General features: G+C 65.0%; 20 protein-coding genes. 12 read left to right on the forward strand and 8 right to left on the reverse strand.

Annotation, left to right across the window (positions count from 1 at the left end; translation table 11 throughout):
- Positions 1 to 229 precede the first annotated feature (229 nt).
- The 3 genes from P0D96_RS14205 to P0D96_RS14215 are packed head-to-tail and all read right to left on the reverse strand — an operon-like array spanning position 230 to position 2,714.
- Entirely contained in the window at positions 230 to 574 is a 345-nt protein-coding gene (locus tag P0D96_RS14205; RefSeq protein WP_132381888.1) for a cupin domain-containing protein, read from the reverse strand.
- 34 nt (positions 575 to 608) lie between these two features.
- Positions 609 to 1,598 carry a succinylglutamate desuccinylase/aspartoacylase domain-containing protein gene (locus P0D96_RS14210; protein ID WP_408177847.1) on the reverse strand — a complete coding sequence of 330 codons (990 nt, stop codon included), beginning with the start codon at positions 1,596 to 1,598 and terminating at the stop codon, positions 609 to 611.
- A gap of 33 nt (positions 1,599 to 1,631) precedes the next feature.
- The gene (locus P0D96_RS14215) at positions 1,632 to 2,714 is read right to left on the reverse strand and encodes a tartrate dehydrogenase (protein ID WP_408177848.1); all 1,083 of its coding nucleotides are present in this window, start codon (positions 2,712 to 2,714) and stop codon (positions 1,632 to 1,634) included.
- A gap of 135 nt (positions 2,715 to 2,849) precedes the next feature.
- On the opposite strand from P0D96_RS14215, the gene P0D96_RS14220 reads away from it, so the two are divergent.
- On the forward strand, positions 2,850 to 3,797 hold the full coding sequence (locus tag P0D96_RS14220; RefSeq protein ID WP_132381894.1) for a LysR substrate-binding domain-containing protein: 948 nt from the start codon (positions 2,850 to 2,852) through the stop codon (positions 3,795 to 3,797).
- 50 nt (positions 3,798 to 3,847) lie between these two features.
- Here P0D96_RS14220 and P0D96_RS14225 read toward each other — a convergent pair whose 3' ends face one another.
- From P0D96_RS14225 to P0D96_RS14240, 4 genes are all read right to left on the reverse strand, one after another.
- A complete protein-coding gene (locus P0D96_RS14225; RefSeq protein ID WP_011491802.1) occupies positions 3,848 to 4,345 on the reverse strand; it encodes an Lrp/AsnC family transcriptional regulator in 498 nt (165 codons plus the stop codon).
- A gap of 53 nt (positions 4,346 to 4,398) precedes the next feature.
- Positions 4,399 to 5,796, reverse strand: a complete 1,398-nt coding sequence (locus P0D96_RS14230) for an aspartate aminotransferase family protein (protein ID WP_408313937.1) — start codon at positions 5,794 to 5,796, stop codon at positions 4,399 to 4,401.
- A gap of 183 nt (positions 5,797 to 5,979) precedes the next feature.
- Entirely contained in the window at positions 5,980 to 6,906 is a 927-nt protein-coding gene (locus P0D96_RS14235) for a 2-hydroxyacid dehydrogenase (protein ID WP_408313939.1), read from the reverse strand.
- A 5-nt stretch (positions 6,907 to 6,911) separates the two neighbouring features.
- The gene (locus tag P0D96_RS14240) at positions 6,912 to 7,784 is read right to left on the reverse strand and encodes a GNAT family N-acetyltransferase (RefSeq protein ID WP_408313941.1); all 873 of its coding nucleotides are present in this window, start codon (positions 7,782 to 7,784) and stop codon (positions 6,912 to 6,914) included.
- A 278-nt stretch (positions 7,785 to 8,062) separates the two neighbouring features.
- Here P0D96_RS14240 and P0D96_RS14245 point away from each other — a divergent pair, with 278 nt between their 5' ends.
- The 11 genes from P0D96_RS14245 to P0D96_RS14295 all read left to right on the forward strand — a co-directional run bounded on the left by P0D96_RS14245 (position 8,063) and on the right by P0D96_RS14295 (position 20,630).
- Complete coding sequence (locus tag P0D96_RS14245) at positions 8,063 to 9,547, forward strand: aldehyde dehydrogenase family protein (RefSeq protein WP_408313943.1); 1,485 nt, start codon at positions 8,063 to 8,065, stop codon at positions 9,545 to 9,547.
- Between the two features lie 237 nt (positions 9,548 to 9,784).
- A complete protein-coding gene (locus tag P0D96_RS14250) occupies positions 9,785 to 10,453 on the forward strand; it encodes a haloacid dehalogenase type II (RefSeq protein WP_132381904.1) in 669 nt (222 codons plus the stop codon).
- A gap of 68 nt (positions 10,454 to 10,521) precedes the next feature.
- Complete coding sequence (locus P0D96_RS14255; RefSeq protein ID WP_132381906.1) at positions 10,522 to 11,796, forward strand: NAD(P)/FAD-dependent oxidoreductase; 1,275 nt, start codon at positions 10,522 to 10,524, stop codon at positions 11,794 to 11,796.
- A gap of 81 nt (positions 11,797 to 11,877) precedes the next feature.
- A complete protein-coding gene (locus P0D96_RS14260; RefSeq protein ID WP_408313946.1) occupies positions 11,878 to 13,494 on the forward strand; it encodes an ABC transporter substrate-binding protein in 1,617 nt (538 codons plus the stop codon).
- Between the two features lie 131 nt (positions 13,495 to 13,625).
- Positions 13,626 to 14,579, forward strand: coding sequence for an ABC transporter permease (locus P0D96_RS14265; RefSeq protein ID WP_132381910.1), 954 nt, complete (start codon positions 13,626 to 13,628; stop codon positions 14,577 to 14,579).
- Positions 14,576 to 15,526: an ABC transporter permease gene (locus P0D96_RS14270; protein WP_408313948.1), complete on the forward strand. Its 951-nt coding sequence runs from the start codon at positions 14,576 to 14,578 to the stop codon at positions 15,524 to 15,526. Before P0D96_RS14265 ends, P0D96_RS14270 begins: the two co-directional genes overlap by 4 nt.
- Positions 15,526 to 17,370, forward strand: coding sequence for an ABC transporter ATP-binding protein (locus P0D96_RS14275; protein WP_408313950.1), 1,845 nt, complete (start codon positions 15,526 to 15,528; stop codon positions 17,368 to 17,370). The genes P0D96_RS14270 and P0D96_RS14275 overlap by 1 nt, the downstream gene beginning before the upstream one ends.
- On the forward strand, positions 17,367 to 17,681 hold the full coding sequence (locus P0D96_RS14280; protein ID WP_408177856.1) for a (2Fe-2S)-binding protein: 315 nt from the start codon (positions 17,367 to 17,369) through the stop codon (positions 17,679 to 17,681). The genes P0D96_RS14275 and P0D96_RS14280 overlap by 4 nt, the downstream gene beginning before the upstream one ends.
- Entirely contained in the window at positions 17,666 to 19,048 is a 1,383-nt protein-coding gene (locus P0D96_RS14285) for an FAD/NAD(P)-dependent oxidoreductase (protein ID WP_408313952.1), read from the forward strand. The genes P0D96_RS14280 and P0D96_RS14285 overlap by 16 nt, the downstream gene beginning before the upstream one ends.
- Positions 19,045 to 20,214, forward strand: coding sequence for an NAD(P)/FAD-dependent oxidoreductase (locus P0D96_RS14290; RefSeq protein WP_408177858.1), 1,170 nt, complete (start codon positions 19,045 to 19,047; stop codon positions 20,212 to 20,214). The genes P0D96_RS14285 and P0D96_RS14290 overlap by 4 nt, the downstream gene beginning before the upstream one ends.
- A complete protein-coding gene (locus tag P0D96_RS14295) occupies positions 20,211 to 20,630 on the forward strand; it encodes a helix-turn-helix domain-containing protein (RefSeq protein ID WP_132381922.1) in 420 nt (139 codons plus the stop codon). Before P0D96_RS14290 ends, P0D96_RS14295 begins: the two co-directional genes overlap by 4 nt.
- On the opposite strand, the gene prpR is transcribed toward P0D96_RS14295, so the two are convergent.
- Complete coding sequence (gene prpR, locus P0D96_RS14300; RefSeq protein ID WP_408313954.1) at positions 20,587 to 22,554, reverse strand: propionate catabolism operon regulatory protein PrpR; 1,968 nt, start codon at positions 22,552 to 22,554, stop codon at positions 20,587 to 20,589. The two genes, P0D96_RS14295 and prpR, sit on opposite strands and share 44 nt — an antisense overlap.
- Positions 22,555 to 22,865 lie beyond the last annotated feature (311 nt).

Below are 22,865 nucleotides of genomic sequence, written 5' to 3' on the forward strand. Positions count from 1 at the left end.
CACTGTAAGTAATATGACAAGGAAGGGTCAACGCGGGATTACCCGACTTTGTTGCGGATGCACATCGGTTGGAAAAAGGCGCTGGACAGCGAGCAGGGTCACGCAGGCCGCGGCGCGCGTCGGCGCGCCGGGAGGGGATGGGATTGGGAAGAGAGAGGAGCGCCGGCCTGACAGGCACCGCATGGTGCGGCGCGGCGCCCGGTGCAACGCGTGACGTGTAACGCGGCGTTCAGAAGATGACGTAGACCTTGCGCATCGTCTCCTCGACTTCCCAAAGCCCTTCGGTATTGGCTTCGAAGAAGAGCGTGTCGCCGCTCTCGAAGTGGATGGTCTCCTCGTTATCGGGCGTGAAGCGGCCGCGCCCCGCGATGAAGTGCATCACCTCGGCCTGCTTGACCGAGCGGCGGTAAGTGCCGGCGGTGCATTCGAAAATGCCGGTATCGATGGATTCGCTGCCCTTGATGACGCGTTGCACGCCCGACACCTGAATCGGCGTCGTGCCGGGCAGCCCGGCCTTGCCCCAGTCCTCCAGATTCTGCAGATTCACGCTTTGCTTGAGCTGCTGTACCTTCATCTTCTCGTTACCTTTTGAGTGTGCACGGGTCGTGTCATTGGCCGCTGGTTTGGGTGCTCGTCACGGTCTGCTCGATCTTGCCCAGCCGTACGACGGTCACGCCGGGCCGCAGTTGCCGCAGCGAAGGCATGACGAGCATGCAGTTGTCGTAGGGTGTGGTGACCGCCTCGCCGTTCGACCAGCCAATCACGGCGCCGGCCTCGGCGAAGATCTCCAGCCCCGTGTAGGGCGCCGCGAATCGAAAATCCATGCTGGTGGCCACCACCGGCTGCGTCACGCGGACGATGTGCTGCGCGGGCGGCAACGGCGCGAGCCAGCCCGCCGGCAGATCCGCTTCGTCGACCACGCCGGCCAGCAACAGGAAGCGCGCGGTGGTGTCGCGCGCGACCGCAACGGCGCTTTGTTCCCAATGCTGTCCGCATTCGATCAGCAGCGCGTTCTTCGCGCTGGCGGGGTCGCCGAAGCCTTCGTAGTCGCGCATGCGGCGGCCTTCCGGATGGCCTTCGTCGCAGATCACGGTGGCGGGCGTGCCGAGCCGCACGGCGAGGTCGATGCCTTTTGGCAGCGGTCCCGCGACGATCAACGGTTTGCTCTTCTCGTGCATGGAATGCAGATCGAGCAGGGCGTCGACCGTGTCGATCACCGGCCGCATTGCGCGCGCACGCGTCAATTCACTGGACGTGCGCGACGCGTCGTCGAGCACCGCGGCGGTCCACACGCGATTGAAATCCTGATTGACGAAGCGGGCCGCATCGGGCTCGGCGGGATCGAAGCGCTGATACGCAGCGACGTTCGCGAACGCCAGCGTGAGGCGCCCGCGCCGCGGCCGCAACCCGCGCCGCAGCAATTCGTCGACGACGATCGCGCCGCACACTTCGTTGCCGTGCGTGAGCGCGTTGATCATCACGTGCGGACCCGGCGCGCCCGAGTCGAACGTATGGACGTAGGCGATGCCGGACGCCGATTGTTCGTGGCGCGAAATATCGGGGAATTCGACTTCGATGGGGTAGGCTTCCATGCTCATGCGAGTTGTCCTGGCAGAGAGTGAGCGAAAGACTCAGGCGAGCTTTGCCGCGATCGCCTGGCCGACTTCGGTGGTGTTCGCTTTGCCGCCGAGGTCGCCGGTATGCGGGCCTTCCACCAGCGTCGCTTCGATCGCGGCGAGAATCGCGTCGTGCGCCTCGCGCTCCTTGCCGGCGTGATTGCCGAGGAAGTCGAGCATCATCGCGGCCGACCAGATCATCGCGATCGGATTGGCGATGTTCTTGCCGGCGATGTCCGGCGCCGAGCCGTGCACCGGCTCGAACAGCGAGGGAAACTTGCGGTCCGGGTTCAGGTTGCCCGACGGCGCGAGACCGATCGTGCCCGTGCAGGCAGGACCGAGATCAGACAGGATATCGCCGAACAGATTGGTGGCCACCACCACGTCGAAGCGATCCGGATTCAGCACGAAGCGCGCGCAGAGAATGTCGATGTGCTGCTTGTCCCACGTCACGTCCGGATACTGCGCGGCGACGCCGGCCGCGCATTTGTCCCACCACGGCATGCTGATCGCAATGCCGTTGCTCTTGGTGGCCACCGTGATCTTCTTGCGCTCGCGCCGTTGCGCGAGATCGAACGCGAACTTCAGCACGCGTTCGCTGCCGTGCCGCGTGAAGACGGATTCCTGCAGCACGAATTCGCGCTCCGTGCCTTCGAACATCACGCCGCCCACCGACGAATATTCGCCCTCGGTGTTTTCACGCACGATCCAGAAGTCGATGTCGCCCGCCTTGCGGCCCGCGAGCGGCGAAGGCACGCCGGCAAAGAGGCGGGCCGGGCGCAGGTTGATGTACTGGTCGAATTCGCGGCGGAACTTCAGCAGCGATCCCCACAGCGAAATATGGTCGGGCACCGTGTCGGGCCAGCCCACCGCGCCGAACAGGATCGCGTCGGCCGATTGCAGTTGCGCTTTCCAGTCGTCCGGCATCATCTTGCCGTGCTTCGCGTAGTACTCGCAGCTCGCCCATTCAATGTGCTGATACTCCAGCTCGATGCCGAAGCGCGTTTTCACCGCTTCCAGCACGCGAATGGCTTCGGGCATGACTTCGACGCCAATGCCGTCGCCGGGAATGACTGCGATCCGATATTTCTTCGACATGTTGTGCTCCTCCGTTGGGCTTCTGGATGATTCGACAAGGGCTATTTTATTCCTGCTGTTTGAGACTAAAATGGTCGCTTTAGTTAAGCCACTGTGCACGATTCGTGTACAAACGCCGCTGCCATCCATCAACCTATGAGCGCCGTCCCATCACCCGATCTCGGCGATTTGCGCGTGTTTTGCGAAGTCGCGCGCAAGTCCAGTTTCAGCGCGGCGGCGGAGGCCTTGTCGGTGTCCGCGGCGTACGTCAGCAAACGCATCAACGTGCTCGAGACTACGCTCGGTACGCGTTTATTGCACCGTTCCACGCGCCGGGTCGCGATCACGGAAGCGGGCGAGCGCGTCTACACGTGGGCCGAAAAGATTCTCGACGATGTCGATCAACTCGTGGAAGACGTCTCCACCACGCGCCGCATTCCCGGCGGCAAGCTGCGCATTTCCAGCAGCTTCGGCTTTGGCCGGCGCTTCGTGGCACCCGCGCTCGCGCGCTTTTCCGAGCGCTATCCGCAATTGAGCGTGCGGCTCGATCTGTTCGACCGTCTCGTCGATGTGGGCGGTGAAGGCTTCGATCTGGATGTGCGCATCGGCGACGAGATCGCGCCGCATCTGATCGCGCGGCGGCTCGCGTCGAACTATCGCGTGCTGTGCGCGTCGCCCGGCTACCTCGCGCGGCATGGCGCGCCGCGCCAGCTCGCCGAGCTGTCCTCGCATGCGTGTCTCGCCATCAAGGAGCGCGACCATCCGTTCGGTCTGTGGCGTTTGACGGTGCGCGGCGAGGCGGTCTCGATCAAGGTCACGGGACCGTTGTCGACCAATCACGGCGAAGTGGCGGTGGAGTGGGCGCTGGCCGGACGCGGCATCGTGCTGCGTTCCATGTGGGACGTGCGGCCGCTGCTCGAAAGCGGCCAGTTGCAGCAGGTGCTGCCCGAGGTCACGCAACCGGCGAATCTGTGGGCGGTGTATCCGGCGCGGCTCGCGCAATCGGCGAAGGTGCGGGTCTGCGTGGACTTTCTCAGCGAGGAATTCGCGCAATCGAGTCCGCCGGCCGACGGTGCAGCAGGCGCGGACATGGCGGAACGTTGAACGCCGAACCCTGAGCGACAAGGTCCGGCGGATCAAGGACAAAGCAACGCCTAGTGATGATTCTGCGAGAACAGCGTTTCGAGCGGGTAATGGCTCTTCACGAACGGCGACTTGATGATCACGTAGCTGAAGTACTTCTCGATGCCGATATCGCGTTCCAGCAAACCTTCCACGATGCTCTGGTAATGGCTCACGCTGCGCGTGACGAACTTCAGCAGGTAGTCATAGCCGCCGCTTGCCAGATGGCACTCGACAATCTCGTCGACGTCGCGAATCGCATTCACGAACTTGATGAAGTCTTCCCGCCGATGATCGGCGAGCGTGACTTCGGTGAACACGATCTGCACGTCGCCGAGCTTTTCGAGCTGGATCTGCGCGCCGTAGCCGATGATGTAGCCGGCTTTCTCCAGACGCTTGACCCGGATCAGGCAAGGACTGGGCGACAGGCCGACCGCGTCGGCAAGCTCGACGTTGGTTATGCGGCCTTTCTTCTGCAATTGGGAAAGTATGCGCAGATCAATCCGGTCTAGCTTGCAGTCGCTGCTCATCTTAACGTTGTCGCTCCGGCGATCGGTGTGTGGGGCTGGGATGGCCCTCTACTCTAGCATGCGGTGGCATGAGTTTTGACCTTCAACGCGGCGCGCACGTCGGCTTGTGCGAGAACGTCGTCGAGGGTCTTTTCAAGCCGTTCGAACATCAGATCGAACTCGGCCTCGGTGTACGAGAGCGCCGGTGCGAAGCCGAGAATGTTGTCGCCGAAGGCGCGGAAAATCAGGCGGTTTTCATACGCGGCGGCGGCGATCCGTTCGGACAGTTTCAACGCCGGGTCGAAGCCCGCCTTGCTGTCCTTGTCGACGACGAGTTCGAGCGCGCCGAGCAGGCCACGGTGGCGCGAGTCGCCCACCAGCGGATGCGCGAGCAGCGCGTCGAGGCCTTGCGCGAAACGCGGCGCGCGCGCCACGCCGTTCGCGAGCAGCCCGCCTTCGTGATACAGGCGCAGCACTTCGAGACCAATGGCCGCGCTCACCGGATGCGCCGAATACGTATGGCCATGACCGACCACCGCTTCAGCGTCGCCGTTCGCAATGCCCTGATAGATTTCGTCCGACATCAGCACGGCGCCCATCGGCGCGTAGCCCGAGGTCAGGCCTTTGGCCACCGTCATCAGATCCGGCTCGACGTTTTCCCCTTGGCACGCAAACAACGGACCCGTGCGGCCGAATCCGGTGATGACTTCATCGGCGACGAAGAGGATGCCCAGCTTACGGCAACTTTCACGCATCGCCTTGAGCCAGCCGACCGGCGGCACGATCACACCGCCCGAGCCCTGAATCGGTTCGCAGAAGAACGCGGCGACGTTGTCGGCGCCGAGTTCGGCCACCTTCGCTTCGAGCGCGGCCACCGAGGCGGCGATCAGCGCGGTGTCGTCGGCGAAATCGCTGCGGTACGCGTACGGCGACGGCAGATGATGCTGGTTCGGCAGCGGCAGATCGAAGTTGCGGTGGAACGCGGGCAGGGCGGTGAGGCCGGCGCCGGTCGTCGACGAGCCGTGGTAGCCGCGTTGCAGCGCGATGATGTGCTTCTTCGACGGACGCCCTGTGGCGTTGAAGTAATGCGTGATGAAACGCAGTGCCGAGTCCACCGCGTCAGAGCCGCCGAGCGTGAAGTACACGTGTTGCAGCGAAGCGGGCGACACCTCGACCAGCTTTTGCGCGAGTTCGATGGCGGGCTCCGAGCCGAAATGGAAGTAGCCGGTCGCGTAGGGCAGCTTCTGCATCTGCGCGGTCGCGGCATCGACGATGCTCTGCTGGCCGTAGCCGACGTTCACGCACCAGAGTCCGGAAAACGCGTCGAGCAGTTCGTTGCCGGCCGCGTCGCGCAGAAATGCGCCGCTGGCGGACTCGAGGACGGTGACGCCGCGTGCTTCGTGCACGCGGTAGTTGATGACCGGATGAATCAGATGCTTGCGGTCGGCTTCAATGAGCGATTGAATCGGCATGATGGTTTCTCGTCGCGGGAAGGGGCTGTTGACCGTTCCATACTACTGATCAGCGACGATCGCCTGCTCACCTAAACAATTGCCTGAAAAGCGCGCACGACGCGTTTTGATGCGCGGTCTTGGCATTTTCTGCTGCGGACGCTGAATAGCGGCGCCGCGCGGGCGTTTCATGCGGTGCTGCCCTCAATAGCCTTGCGCGCGGTCGATCTGGCCGACCATCGGCAAGCCTTCGCGATGGCGGCGCAGATTGTCCAGCACCACCTCGACGGCGGTTTCGGGCCGCGTCGCGCTGGCGATATGCGGCGTGACGCGCACGCGTGGATGCGTCCACAGCGCATGCCCAGCGGGCAATGGCTCGGGATCGGTGACGTCGAGAATGGCGTTCTGCAACTGGCCGCTCTCGAGCGCCGCCAGCAGGTCCTGCTGATTCAGATGCGGACCGCGGCCCGTTTGAATCAGCGACGCGCCGCGCGGCAGCTTCGCGAACAACTGCGCGTCGAGCAGCCCGCGCGTGGCAGGCGTGAGCGGCAACAAGCAGATCAGAATATCGGTGCGCGCGAGAAACGCATCCAGTGCGCCTTCACCCGCATAACACGCCACGCCTTCGATCTCGCGACCCGAACGGCTCCATCCCGCGCAGTCGAAGCCGAACAGGCGCAACCTTTCCAGCACGGCCGTGCCCAACACGCCAAGCCCGAGCACGCCGACGCGGCGTTGACTGGCCGGCTTGAGCGGCAGCTCGCGCCAGACCTGCTGCTGTTGCTGAAGCCCGTAGTCGAACAGATCGCGATGAATCGTCAGCACGGCTTGCGTGACGTACTCGACCATGCCTTCGACGATCCCCGGCTCGATCATGCGAACGACCGGCACATGCTCCGGCACGCCCGAAAGATCGAACTGGTCGATGCCCGCACCGACCGAGAACACGACTTCCAGATTAGGGAAGGTGCGCGTCGGATCTTCCGGTGGCTGCCAGGCGGCGAGATAACGGATCGCGGCCGGATCGCCGAGATCGGGCCAGATATGAAACGGCAGCTCCGGCGCCTTCTGCGCGAAGAGTTTCGCCCACTGGGCGCCGCGCGCCGGGTCGGCTTTATAGAGGAAGGCCATGATGGTCAGCAGATTGCCTGGTTGATGATGCCGTATTGCAGGTAATGCGCGTCCTGTGCGCCGCTCGCGGGTTCGACCGGCGTGGCGGGGCGGACCATTTTGACGACCGTGTCCACGCGCGGCAAGCCCAACTGTTCCAGCCACTCCGTCAGACCGCTATCGCCGGGGGTATCGATACGCACGAACACGCCTTCATTCAGCGCCAGCCAGTGACTGATGAGTGCCTTGGCGCGGCTCGAATCCTCGGAGGCGGGCGCGACCACTGGACCGATCGCAAAGCCGCGTCCGAAGCGGCGAAACAGTGCGAAGCCGATCAGTTCGCCGTCGCGGTCGAGCGCGATGCCGTCGGCGGTGCCGAGCAGCGCGGGCAAAACTTCGCCGCGATCCAGACCGCTGGCCCGCGACGCCAGTTCGACCAGCCGCGCGGTGTCACTCGAACCGAGCGGGCGCAAACGCTCGCCCGGCGGCAGCGACACGAGCGGCGGCTGGAACGCGGCGCCCTGATGCTGGTCGAGCGTGCCGGCCGCGCGAAAGCCGAGCTTTTCATAGAGCGGCTGGCCGGCGGTGGTGGCGTGCAGGAACGTGACGCGGCCGCCCAGTTCGTCCAGCACCAGGTCCATCAACTTTCTGCCGATACCGCGCCCCTGGCTTGCCGGCGACACGATCACCATGCCGAGCGAGGCGCACTCGGCGCCGTATTTCCAGCACAGGGCGGTGCCGATCACGCCGCTCGCGTCTTCCGCGACGAAACCCACGCCCAGCTGCGCGACGAATCTCCAGTCGTCCGCGCGATGCGGCCATTTGAGTTCGACCGTCAACGCGTGCGCGGCGGCGATGTCGTCGAGGGTGAAGCGTCTATAGGTAATCGAATCGGCCACGCCGTACTCCCTGATTGACTGAAGGCTTACGCCGTCACTGTGTCATCCGGTGCGCGGTGTGACTAGGACGATCTTTTTATCGCGGGCCCCGGAAAGGGCCCCGTTCAAATTCGATACAAAACGCCAGGTCTGGGCGCGCATTACAGGTGAGTTCTGCTGCGTGGCGATTTTTGTCGGCGACATATGCCACGCCCGCGGCTCTACGATTTTGTCATGGCGGCGGCGTTCACGAAACGCACCGCACGGACCACCAGCCAGTCACACAGGAAACCTTGCTCATGGACAGCTTCAATCCGGACGACGTCGCGATTCGCAGCGGCCATTACATCGGCGGTGAATATGTAGATGTAGAGGCGGGCGAGCGCCGCATCGAAGTGGCGCGGCCGTCGGACGGCGTGGTGTACGCGTCGGTGCCGCTCGCCGATGCCGGCATGGTGGACCGCGCGGTCGAGAACGCGTGGCAGGCTTTCAAGCACTGTGGCTGGGCGCGCATGGCGCCGCGTGAGCGCGCGAAGATCCTGCGCCGCTTCGCCGAGCTGGTCGAAGCCGATGCGCCGACGCTCGGCAGACTCGAAGCGCTCGGCTCGACGCGCCCGATTGCGCAGGCAATCGGTTGGGACGTGCCGTTCACCGCCGAGGGCATTCGCTTTTACGCCGAGTTCGCCGACAAGCTGGGCGGCGACGTCGCGGCCACGGATCACGATCATCTCGGCATGACGATCGCCGAGCCGTACGGCGTGATCGGCGCGATCGCACCGTGGAATTTCCCGCTGGTCATGGCCTCGTGGAAGATCGCGCCCGCGCTTGCGGCGGGCAATGCGGTGGTGCTGAAGCCTTCGGAGATGACGCCGTTCTCGGTCCTGCGGCTCGCCGAACTGGCGGTGCAGGCGGGCGTGCCCGCGGGCATCTTCAACGTGATTCAGGGCGATGGGCGCGTGACCGGCGACGAACTGGTGCGTCATCCGAAGATCAGCAAGGTCACTTTCACGGGTTCCACGCGCACCGGCGCGTCGATCATGGCCGCGTGTGCGAACAGCGGCACCAAGCCGGTCACGCTCGAACTGGGCGGCAAGAGCCCGCAAATCGTTTTCGCCGACGCGCCGCGTCTGGACGACGTGGCGCGCCGCATCGCCGGCGCGATCACGGGCAACGCGGGGCAAGTGTGCGTGGCGGGCTCGCGTCTCCTGGTCGAGCGAAGTCTCGCCGAGCCGCTTGCCGAGCGCATCGGCAAGATCTTCGCCGAGCTGAAGCCCGGCGCGACATGGGCCGCCGGCACCACGCTTTCGCCCATCATCTCGGCGCCGCAGGCGGCGCGCATCGAAGGCATCGTGGGACGCACGCTGGAAGCCGGCGCGACGCTGCGCTACGGCGGCGTCCGTGCCGACGGCGGCGCGGACGGCGCGTTCTACAGCCCGACCTTGCTGACGGACGTCACGGCGCACTCCGAAGCGGTACGCGAAGAAGTCTTCGGCCCGGTGCTGACGCTGCAAACCTTCGATACCGAAGAAGAAGCGCTCGCGCTCGCGCAGCATCCCGAGTACGGCCTCGCGGCTGGTGTGCATACCGCCGACCTCGGCCGGGCGCTGCGTTTCGTGCGTGGACTCGAAGCGGGCACGGTGTGGGTCAACCGCTATGGCCGCACCTCGGACTTCATGATTCCCACGGGCGGCTTCAAGCGTTCCGGCATCGGCAAGGACCTGGGCCGCCAGGCCTACGAGGCGAACCTGCGTTTCAAGAGCGTCTTGATCGACCTGCGCGCCTGATCGCGTGTCATCCGCCTGGCATGCCGGCCGCAAACCCATTATGGGCAAGGCTTTCGGGCCGATCACCGCATTCTGTGCTGTCCGCGGCCTCAAAACGCCTGGTTTGTGTCACCAGCCATGCCCTAATCAGGAACATCTATGTTTTTGCGCTGATTAAATCTTTAACAGGAATGAGCTTTTGCCTGTTTTCGCCAATGAGCTCCGACAGCGAGTTCACCATCACGATAGGACTGCACCATGATCGAATTCGAACCGAAATACATCACCTTCGACTGCTACGGCACGCTGACGAAATTCCACATGGCCGACATGACGCGCGAACAGTACGGCCACTTGCTGAACGGCGAAGACCTGGAAAAGCTCATCGCGTTTTACTCGGGCTATCGTCGCGATGAAGTGCTCGGTGCGTGGAAGCCGTACCGCGAGGTGGTGGTCAATGCGCTACGCCGTGCCTGCAAGCGCATGAACGTCGAATTCAACGAAGCGGGCGCCCAGAGCATCTATGACGCAGTCCCGACGTGGGGTCCGCATCCGGACGTGCCGGAAGGCGTCGCTCGTCTGGCGAAGAAGTACAAGCTGGTGATTCTCTCGAACGCTTCGAACAACCAGATCCAAAGCAATGTCGACAAGCTCGGCGCGCCGTTCCATAAGGTCTTCACGGCGGAGCAGGCGCAGTCGTACAAGCCGCGCATGCAAGGCTTCGAATACATGTTCGATCAGCTCAACTGCAATCCGGAAGACGTGCTGCACGTGTCGTCGAGCCTGCGCTACGACCTGATGACCGCGCACGACCTGGGCATCAAGCACAAGGTGTTCGTCAAGCGCGGCCATGAACCGTCGACGCCGTACTACCAGTACTACGAGGTCAACGACATTCCGCATCTGGCTTCGGAACTCGGCCTGTAAGCGCCGTTTTTTCACGCGCCAAAGACTGCCTGCCGCCTCGCTCATTGCCCATCTCAAGGACAGACCGGATGAAGCTCGATTCCTACTGGCTCGACACCGCGCCGCCACTGCTGTCGGCGTGCGAGGGTCCGGTCGACGGCCAGACCGATGTGGTGGTGATCGGCGGCGGCTTCACCGGACTGTCGGCGGCGCAAGCGTTGGGTAAGCGCGGCGCCGCGGTGACCGTGCTCGACGCGGGCCGCATCGGCGGCGGCGCGTCCGGGCGCAACGGCGGACAGGTCAATACCGGGGTCGCGCAGGATTTCGTCGCGCTGGTCGCGCAACTCGGTGTGGAGCGCGCGAGCGCGTGCTATCGCGCGTTTTCGGATGCGGTCGACACGGTCGAGCGGTTGATCCGCGAGGAAAACATCGACTGCAATTATATTGCGACCGGCAAGCTGAAGCTGGCCTCCAAGCCGCATCACTTTGCGCATCTGGAGAAGACGGCGGAGGCAATCCGCCGTGAAGTCGATACGGATATCGAACTGATCGACCGCAGCCGCATCCGCAGCGAAATCCAGTCCGACAGTTTTTACGGCGGATTGCTGCAACGGCACGGCGGCCAGATGCATATGGGCAAGTTCACCGTCGGTCTCGCCGAGGCCGCGGTGCGCCGCGGCGCCAAGTTGTATGAGAACGCGGCGGTCACCGCCATCGTGAAAGACGGCGGCGGCTTTCGCATCACCACGGCGCGTGGCGAAGTGCGCGCGAAGCAGGTGCTGATCGCGACCGGCCCGTCGCGGCATGGGCCGTTTGGTTGGTATCGGCGGCGTCTCGCGCCGGTCGGTTCGTTCATCGTCGTGACGGAGCCCGTGTCGCCGGAGTTGCTGGCGCAAGTGTTTCCGAACCGGCGCGCGTATACCACTACGCGTTTGATGCACAACTACTTCCGCGTGACGCCCGATTCGCGTTTGCTGTTCGGCGGCCGCGCGCGCTTCACGGCGTCCGAGCGGCCGTCCGATGCGAAGAGCGGACGCATCCTGCAGGAAGGCCTCGCCGCGATGTTCCCGATGCTCGCGAGCGCGCGCATCGACTATTGCTGGGGCGGTCTGGTGGATATGAGCGCCGACCGTTTGCCGCACGCCGGCCAGCACGACGGCATCTATTTTTCTATGGGCTACAGCGGTCACGGCACGCAAATGTCGACGCACATGGGCCAGGTGATGGCCGACGTGATGGACGGCCATGAAGACCAGAATCCGTGGCGCGAGTCGGAGTGGCCCGCGATTCCCGGCCATACCGGCAAACCCTGGTTCCTGCCGCTCGTGGGCACGTACTACCGCATCAAGGACATTTTTTATTGATCGTTCGTTGTTCGATTGGCAATTAAAACCACGCAGCCAAGTCTGCTCAACCCCCATTGCTTACCCTCGCGGAGAAGTTCGATGAATAAGGAAAACTCGCAACATGGCGCTCTTCAGCTCGGCAGCGAGTTGGAGCGGTTGACCGCCAAAGGTGCGTCGCGGCGCGGTGTGCTGCGCGCGATGGCTGCAGCCGGGATGATGTCAGTGACAGGCGCCGGTCTTCTGACCGCGAGCGGCGAGGCCCTGGCGCAAGCCAAGCCGAAGCAGGGCGGCAAGATCCGCGTGGCGACGCAGTCCGCCTCCGCGGCCGATACGCTCGATCCCGCGAAGGGCGCGCTCGGCACCGATTACGTTCGTGGCTTCATGTTCTACAACTGCCTGACCGAGCTCGACCCGCATCTGGGCGCGAAGATGTCGCTGGCGACCTCGCTCGATACGAAAGACGCGACCGTGTGGGTCGTCAAGCTGCGCAACGGCGTGCAGTTCCACGACGGCAAAGCGCTCGCCCCGGCCGACGTGGTGTACTCGATCATGCGCCACAAGGATCCGGCCACCGCTTCGAAAGCGAAGACACTGGCCGACCAGATCAAGGAAGTGAAGGCAACCGGCCCGAATGAAGTGACCATCACGCTGGACGGCCCGAACGCCGATCTGCCAGTGATTCTCGCCACCTCGCATTTCCAGATCATCAAGGACGGCACCAAGGATTTCAAAACGGCGGTCGGCACGGGCCCGTTCAAGCTCAAGGAATTCTCGCCGGGCGTGCGCACCGTCGGTGTGAAAAACGAGAAGTACTGGAAGCCGGGCATGCCGCATCTCGACGAGGTCGAACTGATCGGCATCGGCGACGAGTCGGCGCGCGTGAACGCGCTGCTCTCCGGCGACGTGCAACTGATCAACGCGGTGAGCCCGCGTTCGACCGCGCAGATCAAGGGCGCCGGCGGCTTCTCAGTGCTGGAGACGAAGACCGGCTTGTACACCGATCTGATCGTGCGCGACGAAGGCGGCCTGACCGGCAACGACGATTTCCGGCGCGGCATGATGTACCTGCAGGACCGCGAGCAGATGCGCCGCGCGATCTTCCAGGGTTACGGCACGATCGGCAACGACCAGCCGATCGATCCGACCAACAAGTACTACCTGGCCGGCTTGCCGCAGCGCGCCTTCGATCCGGACAAGGCGAAGTTCCATTTCCAGAAGGCCAAGGTCGGCAGCGCGCCGATCCAGATCTTCGCGTCGCCGGCCGCGGAAGGCTCCGTTGAAATGGCGATGTTCCTTCAGCAGGTCGCGCCGCAAGCCGGCTTGAATCTGCAGGTCTCGCGCGTGCCGGCCGACGGCTACTGGTCGAACCACTGGATGAAGCATCCGCTGGGTTTCGGCAACATCAACGCGCGGCCGAGCGCCGACGTGATTTTCACGCAGTTCTTCAAGTCGGACGCACCGTGGAACGAAGCGAACTGGAAAAGCCCGAAGTTCGACCAGATGCTGGTGGCCGCGCGCGGCGAACCGGACGACGCCAAGCGCAAGAAGATCTACGGCGACATGCAGGTGCTGGTGCATGAAACGGGCGGTATCGGCATTCCTCTGTTCCAGAGTTCGCTCGACGCGTATACGAACAAGCTGAAGGGCCTCGGCTCGATTCCGCTTGCCGGGCTGATGGGCTTCATGTTCGCGGAAAACGTCTGGCTCGAAACCTGAGCCGGACCCAGGTCACACCCTGCAACACGCGCGCCGCGGATCGAGCGGCGCGCGGCTTTAACTGCAACTACGTTGCATGGGACCAGAGTAAGCGCTAAAGCGCTAACTCTGGTCGACAGAGGAGACTCACGATGAAAGCACATGCGCAACGTCTCATCGCCGCACGCCTCGGCCTCGCGCTGCTCACGCTGCTGCTGGTGTCGGCGGTCGTGTTCGCCATCACCGGGCTGCTTCCCGGCGACGCGGCCCAGCAGGCGCTCGGCCAGGCGGCGACCCCCGAAGCCGTGGCCGCCTTGCGGCATCAGTTCGGCCTCGACCAGCCCGCGCTGCAACGCTACTTCGTGTGGCTGCTTCACGTGGTGAGCGGCAACTTCGGCACGTCACTATCGAACAATCTCCCCGTCAGTCAACTGATCGCGACGCGCCTGCCGAATTCGCTGGTGCTGGCCGGTCTGACGGCGCTGGTTTCGGTGCCGGTGGCGCTGTTGATCGGTATTTCGTCGGCGATGTTCCGCGGCTCCCTGCTCGATCGCACGCTCAACGTGCTGACCCTCTCCACGGTGGCCGTGCCGGAATTCCTGATCGCGACGATCGCCGTGCTGATCTTTGCCGTCAAGCTGCGCTGGCTGCCGGCGCTGTCGTATCTGTCGGAGGTGCATTCGTTCGGCGCGCTGCTGCGCATCTACGCGATGCCGGTGATGACGCTGTGCTGCGTGCTGGTCGCGCAGATGGCGCGCATGACGCGCGCCGCGGTGCTCGATCAGCTCAATTCGTCGTATGTGGAAATGGCCTTGCTCAAGGGCGCCTCGCCGGTGCGCGTGGTGTGGCGGCATGTGTTGCCGAACACCATCGGCCCGATTGCCAACGCCGTGGCGCTGAGCCTGTCGTATCTGTTCGGGGGCGTAGTGATCGTCGAGTCGATCTTCAACTATCCCGGTCTCGCGAGCCTGATGGTGGACGCGGTGACCAACCGTGACATGCCGCTCGTGCAGGGCTGCGTGATGGTGTTCTGCGCGGCGTATCTCGCGCTCGTGCTGATCGCCGACCTGTGTCAAATCATATCCAACCCGAGGCTGCGTCGATGATGAGCCAACCTACCAATCCCCACCACGTGCCTCACGCCGGCACGGAGCTGTACGACGTGCGCCGTGACGAAGTGGTCGTCGAACCGGCTCCTGTTGAAGCAGAGGCGCTGAAACACGGCGTGCTCAAACGCCTCGTGCACCGCTTCTCCATACTCGGCCTGATCGGTCTGCTGATGGTGGCGTTCTGGCTGCTGGTCGCGTTCATCGGACCGCTGGTCGCGCCATACAAAGGCGGCGCGCTGACCTCGACGGAAATTTTCGGCCGCTACAGCGCGGCCTATCCGCTCGGCACCGACTATCTCGGCCGCGACATGCTCAGCCGGATTCTCTACGGCGCGCGCTACACGGTCGGCCTCGCGCTTGCCGCGGCGGTGCTCGCCAGCGTGATCGGCACGTTCTTCGGGCTGCTCGCGGCGGTGTCGGGCCGCTGGGTCGATGAAATCCTGAGCCGTCTGTTCGACGCGCTCATTTCGATTCCGAGCAAGGTGTTCGCGCTCGTCGTGATCGCCGCGTTCGGTTCGTCGATCCCGATGCTGATGACGGTGGCCGCGGTGGCCTACATTCCCGGCGCGTTCCGCATTTCGCGCTCGCTCGCGGTGAACGTGATGGGCCTCGAATACGTGCAGGTGGCGAGAGCGCGCGGCGAAGGCATTTTCTATATTGCGCGGGTCGAGGTGCTGCCCAACATGATTCATCCGATGCTCGCCGATTTCGGTCTGCGCTTCGTGTTTATCGTGCTGCTGCTGAGCGGGCTGAGCTTCCTCGGTCTCGGCGTGCAGCCGCCGAACGCCGATTGGGGTTCGCTCGTGCGCGAGAACATCGGCGGCCTGTCGGAAGGCGCGCCCGCCGTGCTGATGCCGGCCGTCGCGATTGCGACGCTGACCATCGGCATGAATCTGCTGATCGACAACCTGCGGCGTCGCAGCCGTAGCCACGGAGGTGCGTGATGGCTGATCGCGACATGATCGAAGTGAAGGGCCTGAGAGTCGTCGCGGGGGCCGCGCCGGGGCCGGTGACGGAGATCGTCAAGGGTGTCGATTTTTCGGTGAAGAAGGGCGAAGTGCTCGCACTGATCGGCGAGTCCGGTTCGGGCAAGACCACCATCGCGCTGTCGCTGCTCGGCTATGCGCGTGCGGGCTGCGCGATCAGCGGCGGATCGGTGCGCATCGGCGAGCTCGAGGTGTTGTCGCTCGACGCGAAGGGCCGCCGCGCGCTGCGCGCGCGCACCGTGGCGTACGTCGCGCAGAGCGCGTCGGCCGGCTTCAATCCGGCGCGTACGATCATGGATCAGGTCACCGAACCGGCGCTGCTGCATCACCTCATGACAAAAGAGGCGGCGCGCGCCAAGGCGATCGGGCTGTTCCGCTCGCTCGCGCTGCCCGCGCCGGAAACGATCGGCGAGCGCTATCCGCATCAGGTGTCCGGCGGCCAGTTGCAGCGTTTGATGGCGGCGATGGCCTTGATCACCGATCCGGCCGTCGTCGTGTTCGACGAGCCGACCACCGCGCTCGACGTCACCACGCAGATCGAAGTGCTCGCGGCCTTCAAGAAGGTGATTCGCGAACTCGGCACTACGGCCGTGTACGTGTCGCACGATCTGGCGGTGGTTGCGCAGATGGCGGACCGCATCGTCGTGTTGAACGGCGGCGCGGTGAAGGAGAACGGCGCGGTCGCGCAAGTGCTCGACGCGCCGGTGGATGCGTACACGCGTCAGTTGCTGGCGGCCACGCGTCGTCCTGAAGCCGTGCTGACGTTGCCGCCGAACCTGGGCAAACATGTGCCGCCGCTGCTGGAGATTCGCGGACTGTCCGCGGGCTATGGCCGCATCGACCGCCACGGCGCGCCCGCCGTGCGCGTGCTGGACGACGTCAGTCTGTCGATTCCGCGCGGCAGCACGCTCGGCGTGATCGGCGAATCCGGCTCCGGCAAGACGACACTCGCGCGCGTGGTGGCGGGTCTCGTCGACCGGGCGCGCGGCGAGGTGCTGTTCAACGGCGAACCGCTGCCGGCGCAAATCTCGCGCCGTACGCCGGAGCAGTATCGGCAGATTCAGATCGTGTTTCAGAACGCCGACACGGCGCTCAACCCGAGCCATTCGATCGCCGATATCCTCGGCCGGCCGCTCGCGTTCTATCACCATCTGCGCGGCTCGGCAGCGAAGAAGCGCATGCTGGAACTGCTCGATCTGGTGAAGCTGCCGGCCGGCATCGCCACACGCACGCCGGCCGGACTGTCGGGCGGCCAGAAGCAGCGCGTGAATCTGGCGCGTGCGCTCGCCGCGGATCCCGCCTTGATTCTGTGCGACGAAGTGACCTCCGCGCTCGACACGGTGGTCGGCGCGGCGATCCTCGATCTGCTCGCCGAATTGCGGCGCGAACTCGGCGTGTCGTACATGTTCATCAGCCACGATATTTCGACGGTGCGCGCGATCTGCGACGAAGTGATCGTGCTGTATGCGGGGCATCGTGTGGAAGCGGGCCAGCGCGAGGTGCTCGCGGCGCCGCCGTATCACCCGTACACGGGCTTGCTGGTGGATTCGGTGCCGGCATTGAAACCCGGCTGGCTCGACGCGCGCCGTGACATCGTCGCCACTGCCTTGCCGGCGATGGGCGAGAGTGCCGACGTTGCCGAGTTGTGCTCGTTCCGCGCGCGTTGTCCGGTGCGTATCGACGGCAAGTGCAACCTGACACCGCCCTCGTTGAAGAAGCTGCCTTCCGGCGCGGAGATTCTGTGCCACCATCCGGTCGCCGAACTGAACCGTTTGCAGACGGTGGAGGTGACTCCGGCATGAGCGGACGATTCGTGCGCCTTGCGGAAACGGGCCGCAAGACCTTTCCGATTACCGTGGACGGCGTCGTGCGCGAGGCCGCCGAAGGGGACACGCTGATGGTCGCGTTGCTCACCGGCACGGCCACCTTGCGCGATTCCGAATTCGGCGACGGCCGGCGCGCCGGTTTCTGTCTGATGGGCGCCTGCCAGGACTGCTGGGTGTGGACCGCGCAAGGCGAGCGCGTGCGTGCGTGCAGCACGCCGGCCGTGCCGGGCATGTCGATCGTTACGAAGCTGGCGGAAGCCGGGGAGGGCGTATGGCCCCGCGCGTAGTCATCATCGGGGCCGGGCCGGCGGGCGTGCGCGCGGCGCAGGCGCTGGTCGAAGCGGGGCTGCGGCCTGTCGTGGTCGACGAAGGGCGGCGTGACGGCGGGCAGATTTATCGACGTCAGCCGGAAGGGTTTTCGCGCAGCTACGAGACGCTTTATGGCACCGAGGCCGAGCGTGCCGCGTCGCTGCATCAGAGCTTCGATGCGTTGAAGAGCCGCATCGACTATCTGCCGGAGACGCTGGTCTGGAACATCTCGCCGAATACCGTACATCTGGTGAGCGGCACGCGCTATCACACGCTCGTGTTTGACGCGCTGATCGTCTGCAGCGGCGCGACGGACCGGCTGATGCCGGTCAAGGGCTGGCACCACGCGGGCACTTATAGCCTCGGCGGCGCGCAGGTCGCGTTGAAATCGCAAGGCTGCGCGATCGGTTCCCGCATTGTCATGATGGGCAGCGGTCCGCTGCTGTATCTCGTGGCCGCGCAGTACGTGAAGGCGGGCGCGCAGGTTGCCGCGGTGCTCGACACCTCGACGTTCATGCAGCGCGTGGCCGCGCTGCCGCGCCTGCTGGCGATTCCCGCCGCGCTCAGAAAAGGCATTGTGTTGACGCGTGTGCTGTCCGACGCGCGTGTGCCGGTTCATCACGGCGTAGAGCCGCTCGAAATTAAAGGCTCGCCGCAAGACGGCGTGAACGCGGTTGAAGTCGCGCTACCCGGCGGCCAGCGCCTCGAACTCAAGTGCGATGCCGTCGCGCTCGGTTATCACTTGCGGCCCGAGACGCAACTCGCCGATCTCGCCGGTTGCCGCTTCCTGTTCGACGAAAACGCTCGGCAGTGGCTGCCGCAAATCGACGCCGACGGCCGCAGCAGCATCAAAGGCGTCTATCTGGCGGGCGACGGCGCACGCGTGCGCGGCGCCGACGCGGCGGAATGCTCCGGCCGGCTCGCGGCGCTGGCCGCCTTGCAGGATCACGGCCTACCGGTCAATGGCGTGGAGCGCTTGCGCGCCGAACTCGCGCGTTTCTCACGATTTGCCGCGGGCTTGCGTGAAGCCTTCCCGTGGCCGGCGAAATTCGCCGCGTCGCTGCTGGACGAAACGATAGTTTGCCGATGTGAAGCGATCACGGCCGGCGAATTGCGCCGCGTGGTGCAGGCGACCGGCGCTAAAGAGGCCAATCGCGCGAAGGCGTTTTCGCGCGTCGGCATGGGCCGTTGCCAGGGACGCTATTGCGGCCACGCGGGCGCGGAGATCATCGCGGCGGCCGCATGTGTGCCGCTGTCTTCAGTGGGACGGCTGCGCGGCCAGGCGCCGGTCAAACCGCTGCCCGTGGCGCTGACCGAAGAGGTGAGCGACGAGGTCAGCAAATGAGCGCGACGACCCGCAACGAAGCCGATGTGATCGTGATCGGCGGCGGCATCATGGGAACGACGACGGCGTTCTTCCTGCGCCAGCGCAACCGCTCGGTGATTCTGCTCGAACGCGGACTCACCGGACAGCAGGCGAGCGGCGTGAACTTCGGCGGCATTCGCCGTCAAGGCCGCGCGCTGCCGCAACTGGCGATGGCCAACCGCGCGCTGCGCACGTGGCAACGCTCGGCGGAACTGCTCGGCGAGGACATCGAGTTTCTGCCGTCGGGCCACACGCGCGTGTGCTACCACCAGAAGGACGTCGAGAATTTCGATCAATACGCCATCGACGCGCGCGCCTACGGTCTCGAACTCGAAGTGCTGCATGGCGAAGCCATGTTCAGGCGTTTTCCGTTTCTCGGCCGCGAGGTGCTGGCGGCTTCGATCTCGCCGCTCGACGGCCACGCCAATCCGCGCCTCGCCGCGCCCGCGTTCGGCCGCGCGGCGGCGCGGCTCGGCGCGCAGGTGATCGAAGACGCGGAGATCGTGCGCGTCGAAAAAGACGGCAGCCGGTTTCGCGTGGAAAGCGCGCGCGGCGACGTGTACTGGGCGGCGCAACTCGTGATCTGCGCGGGCGCGTGGGCGAGCCGGCTGACCGAACAGTTCGGCGAACACGTGCCGCTGACCGCGCGCGGGCCGCAAATGTGCGTGACCGAACCGGTGCCCTACGTGTTCAAGTCGTCGATGGGCGTGTTCACGTCGATCAAGGAAGAGAGCATTTACTTTCGCCAGATTCCGCGCGGCAACATCATCGTCGGCGGCGGTCCGGCCGGTCCCGCCGACGCCGTGACGAGCCGCGCCTCGGTGCTGCCGGTCAACACCGTGCGGCAAATGGCGCAGATGCGTCGGCTCGTGCCCGCGTTGGCGCCGCTGCATGTGATTCGCGTGTGGAGCGGCGTGGAAAGCTATTTGCCCGACAGCGAGCCGGTGATCGGTCCGAGCGGCCAGGTCGACGGTTTGTTCTACGCGTTCGGCTTCAGCGGGTCGGGTTTTCAGATCGGGCCGGGCGTCGGCGAGACGCTGGCGGAGCTCGTCGATACGGGCAGCACGGCGATTCCTCTCGACGCGTTTTCCATCCGGCGTTTCACGACACAACCGGCGGCCCGCTCAAGCATCGTGACGTCATGAAACAGTCAATCAGCCTCAATGCCGCCCGCGCCTTCATCGAAGCCCATTTCGACGAACCGGTGACGCTCGCCCAACTCGCCGCGCTGTCCGCGCTCAGCGTGTCGCGCTTCGCCACGGTGTTCCGGCAGCAATACGGATCGTCGCCGTATCGCTATCTGTGCGGCCTGCGGATTCAGCGCGCGCAGACGCTGTTGCTCGAAGGCGTGCCGGGATCGGTCGTCGCGACGGAGGTGGGCTTCTTCGACCAGAGCCATTTCGGCCGCCATTTCAAGCGATGCTGCGGCATGACGCCCAGCATGTTCATCGCGCGCGCCGCAGCCAATGCGGCGCGGCATGGCGGCGCGAGTGGTTCGATCGGCTTGAGTGGCGCGCCTACGGCGTCGCGTTCAGCTTCCGCCATAACGTCGTCTTGCTGATGCCGAGCGCCTCGCAGACCGCGTCGCGATCGCCGTCGTGCGCGGCAAGCGCGGTGCGGATTTCGTCGGCTTCCACGTGACGGCTGCGTTCGCGCAGGGTTAAGGCTGACTTCTTCGCACGCGCGTGCGGCTCGACGATTTCAGGCGCGACCGTGCGCAACATGTCGCGTGTGAGAACGGGTTTGGTGGCGTCTTCGGGCAGTGCGTCTACGTCCACGTCGGCGAGTTCGACCGCGATCCGTTCGATCACGTTCTGCAATTCGCGCACGTTGCCAGGCCACGCGTAACGCTTGAATGGCTCGTCGAGCGCGGCGAGCAGGCGTTCGGCGGCGGCCGCGTCCGGCAGGCGCGCCGCGAACCTCGGTTCGCGCGCCGCGGCTTGCAATAGCAGTTCGACGGCGAGCGGCAGCAGGTCGGTCGGCCGCTCGCGCAGCGGCGGCAGCGCGATGCTCAAAATGTTGAGCCGATAGTAGAGGTCGGCGCGAAAGCTGCCCGCTTCGATGCCCTCGGTCAACGCGCGATGCGTCGCCGCGACCACGCGGATATCGACCCGCGTCGGCTCCGTCGAACCGAGCCGCACGACTTCGCGCTCTTGCAACACGCGCAGGAGCCGGCTTTGCAACGACAGCGGCATCTCGCCGATTTCATCGAGAAACAATGTGCCGCGGTGCGCCACTTCGATCAGCCCCGCCTTGCCGCCCTTGCGCGCGCCGGTGAACGCGCCTTCCTCGTAGCCGAACAGTTCGCTCTCCAGCAGCGCCTCGGGAAACGCGCCGCAATTGATCGCGACGAATGCGAAGTCGCGCCGTGCGCTCAACTGATGCATGCTCTGCGCGACCATCTCTTTACCCGTGCCGCTTTCGCCGAGAATCAGCACGGTGGCGTCCGATCGGGCATAACGCCGCACGAGCGCGCGCACCCGTTCGATCGATTCGGACGCGCCGACGATATCGTCGAGCCGGTAACGCGCGCTGAACTGCTGCACGCGCTGGCGTGAACGCAGCGTCCGGTCGAGCCGTTCGACCGCCCGCGATTCCTGAAACGTCAGCACCGTGCCCGCCGCCGCGCTGCTGCTGGCAAGTGGCCCGCGATGCACGACATAGCTCACGCCACGTACCGTGCATAACGTGTCGCCGTCCGCGTCCGGCAGGCTGCCGGCGAGATCGGGCGCGAGTTCGAGCAGCACGCGGCCCACGGCATTCGCCGCGTCGAGGCCGAGCACGCCGGCGAGGCGCTGGTTCATCGCTTCGACGCGGCCTTGCGCGTCGAGCGCGACGACGCCGTCGCGCAGATGCTGCAGCAGATTGTCGAGCCGTTGACGCCGGATCGTTTCGCGGCGCGTGGCCTGCGCGACTTCGAGCGCGGTGTCGAAGGCCGCGCGCACCGACGCGCGCGAATACAAAAATACCGCCCCCATGCCGGCATTCGCGGCGAGATCGGTGACGAGTCCTGGGCCGACCACCACGTCGATGCCGCGATCGCGCAGATCGAGCACGACGCTCTCCGCGTCCTGCGCCGATTGATAGGAAGCGAACGTGACGTCGAGTGCGTAGGAAGTCGCGAAACGCCGCACTTCGTCAGGCGTATTGCCGTGTGTGACGAGCGCGACCTTCGCGCCGTCGCGGCGCGCTCGCGCGAGCGCATGCATCACGTCGAAGCCGGTCGGGCCGATCAGCACGACCGGCGCCGATACGCGCGTCTTCAGATACGCGCCGTTCGAGCCGCCGGCAATCACCACATCCGGACGGCCCGCGCCTGCGGCGTCGACTTCGCGCACGGCGTCTTCGAAGCCGTGCGCGACGATACGCAGGTCCGCGCGTTCGACATATTCGCCGGCGATGTCGAAAAACAGATCGCGCAGGCGGCTGATGCTGACGGCCCAGATGCGGGGGCGCTGGGCCGGTTCGAAAAGAGGTGTGCTCAAGGCTGGGCGGCTCGCGGCGGGGTGAGAACGTCCGCCTATTATGCGCGCATCCATTTCCAATTTGAAATTCGCATTTCAGTTATGAAACGAAATGCAAACCGTCGTGGACGTCCGTCTTTTGTGAAATCAGGCACTTAGCATGCGTCGGAGCGGCTGGCCCATTCTTTGCTCTTAAGGCTGCGGTCAAAGCATCCCCCCATGCATCAGGAGACGAACCCATGAGCGAAGCAGACAACAGCACGCCGAACGCAGGCGCATTCAAACCGAAGAAATCCGTCGCCCTGTCGGGCGTGACGGCCGGCAACACGGCC

This window comes from Paraburkholderia sp. RL17-347-BIC-D (assembly GCF_046027915.1).
In the GTDB taxonomy this organism is placed as follows: domain Bacteria; phylum Pseudomonadota; class Gammaproteobacteria; order Burkholderiales; family Burkholderiaceae; genus Paraburkholderia.

Coding starts and splice junctions, on each gene's coding strand:
- P0D96_RS14250 (WP_132381904.1), top strand. CDS start 9,785: ATGATCGAATTCGAACCGAAATACATCACCTTCGACTGCTACGGCACG.
- P0D96_RS14255 (WP_132381906.1), top strand. CDS start 10,522: ATGAAGCTCGATTCCTACTGGCTCGACACCGCGCCGCCACTGCTGTCG.
- P0D96_RS14225 (WP_011491802.1), bottom strand. CDS start 4,345: ATGAGCAGCGACTGCAAGCTAGACCGGATTGATCTGCGCATACTTTCC.
- P0D96_RS14280 (WP_408177856.1), top strand. CDS start 17,367: ATGAGCGGACGATTCGTGCGCCTTGCGGAAACGGGCCGCAAGACCTTT.
- P0D96_RS14220 (WP_132381894.1), top strand. CDS start 2,850: ATGAGCGCCGTCCCATCACCCGATCTCGGCGATTTGCGCGTGTTTTGC.
- P0D96_RS14285 (WP_408313952.1), top strand. CDS start 17,666: ATGGCCCCGCGCGTAGTCATCATCGGGGCCGGGCCGGCGGGCGTGCGC.
- P0D96_RS14295 (WP_132381922.1), top strand. CDS start 20,211: ATGAAACAGTCAATCAGCCTCAATGCCGCCCGCGCCTTCATCGAAGCC.
- P0D96_RS14290 (WP_408177858.1), top strand. CDS start 19,045: ATGAGCGCGACGACCCGCAACGAAGCCGATGTGATCGTGATCGGCGGC.
- P0D96_RS14205 (WP_132381888.1), bottom strand. CDS start 574: ATGAAGGTACAGCAGCTCAAGCAAAGCGTGAATCTGCAGAATCTGGAG.
- P0D96_RS14230 (WP_408313937.1), bottom strand. CDS start 5,796: ATGCCGATTCAATCGCTCATTGAAGCCGACCGCAAGCATCTGATTCAT.
- P0D96_RS14245 (WP_408313943.1), top strand. CDS start 8,063: ATGGACAGCTTCAATCCGGACGACGTCGCGATTCGCAGCGGCCATTAC.
- P0D96_RS14235 (WP_408313939.1), bottom strand. CDS start 6,906: ATGGCCTTCCTCTATAAAGCCGACCCGGCGCGCGGCGCCCAGTGGGCG.
- P0D96_RS14265 (WP_132381910.1), top strand. CDS start 13,626: ATGAAAGCACATGCGCAACGTCTCATCGCCGCACGCCTCGGCCTCGCG.
- P0D96_RS14275 (WP_408313950.1), top strand. CDS start 15,526: ATGGCTGATCGCGACATGATCGAAGTGAAGGGCCTGAGAGTCGTCGCG.
- P0D96_RS14270 (WP_408313948.1), top strand. CDS start 14,576: ATGATGAGCCAACCTACCAATCCCCACCACGTGCCTCACGCCGGCACG.
- P0D96_RS14215 (WP_408177848.1), bottom strand. CDS start 2,714: ATGTCGAAGAAATATCGGATCGCAGTCATTCCCGGCGACGGCATTGGC.
- P0D96_RS14210 (WP_408177847.1), bottom strand. CDS start 1,598: ATGAGCATGGAAGCCTACCCCATCGAAGTCGAATTCCCCGATATTTCG.
- P0D96_RS14260 (WP_408313946.1), top strand. CDS start 11,878: ATGAATAAGGAAAACTCGCAACATGGCGCTCTTCAGCTCGGCAGCGAG.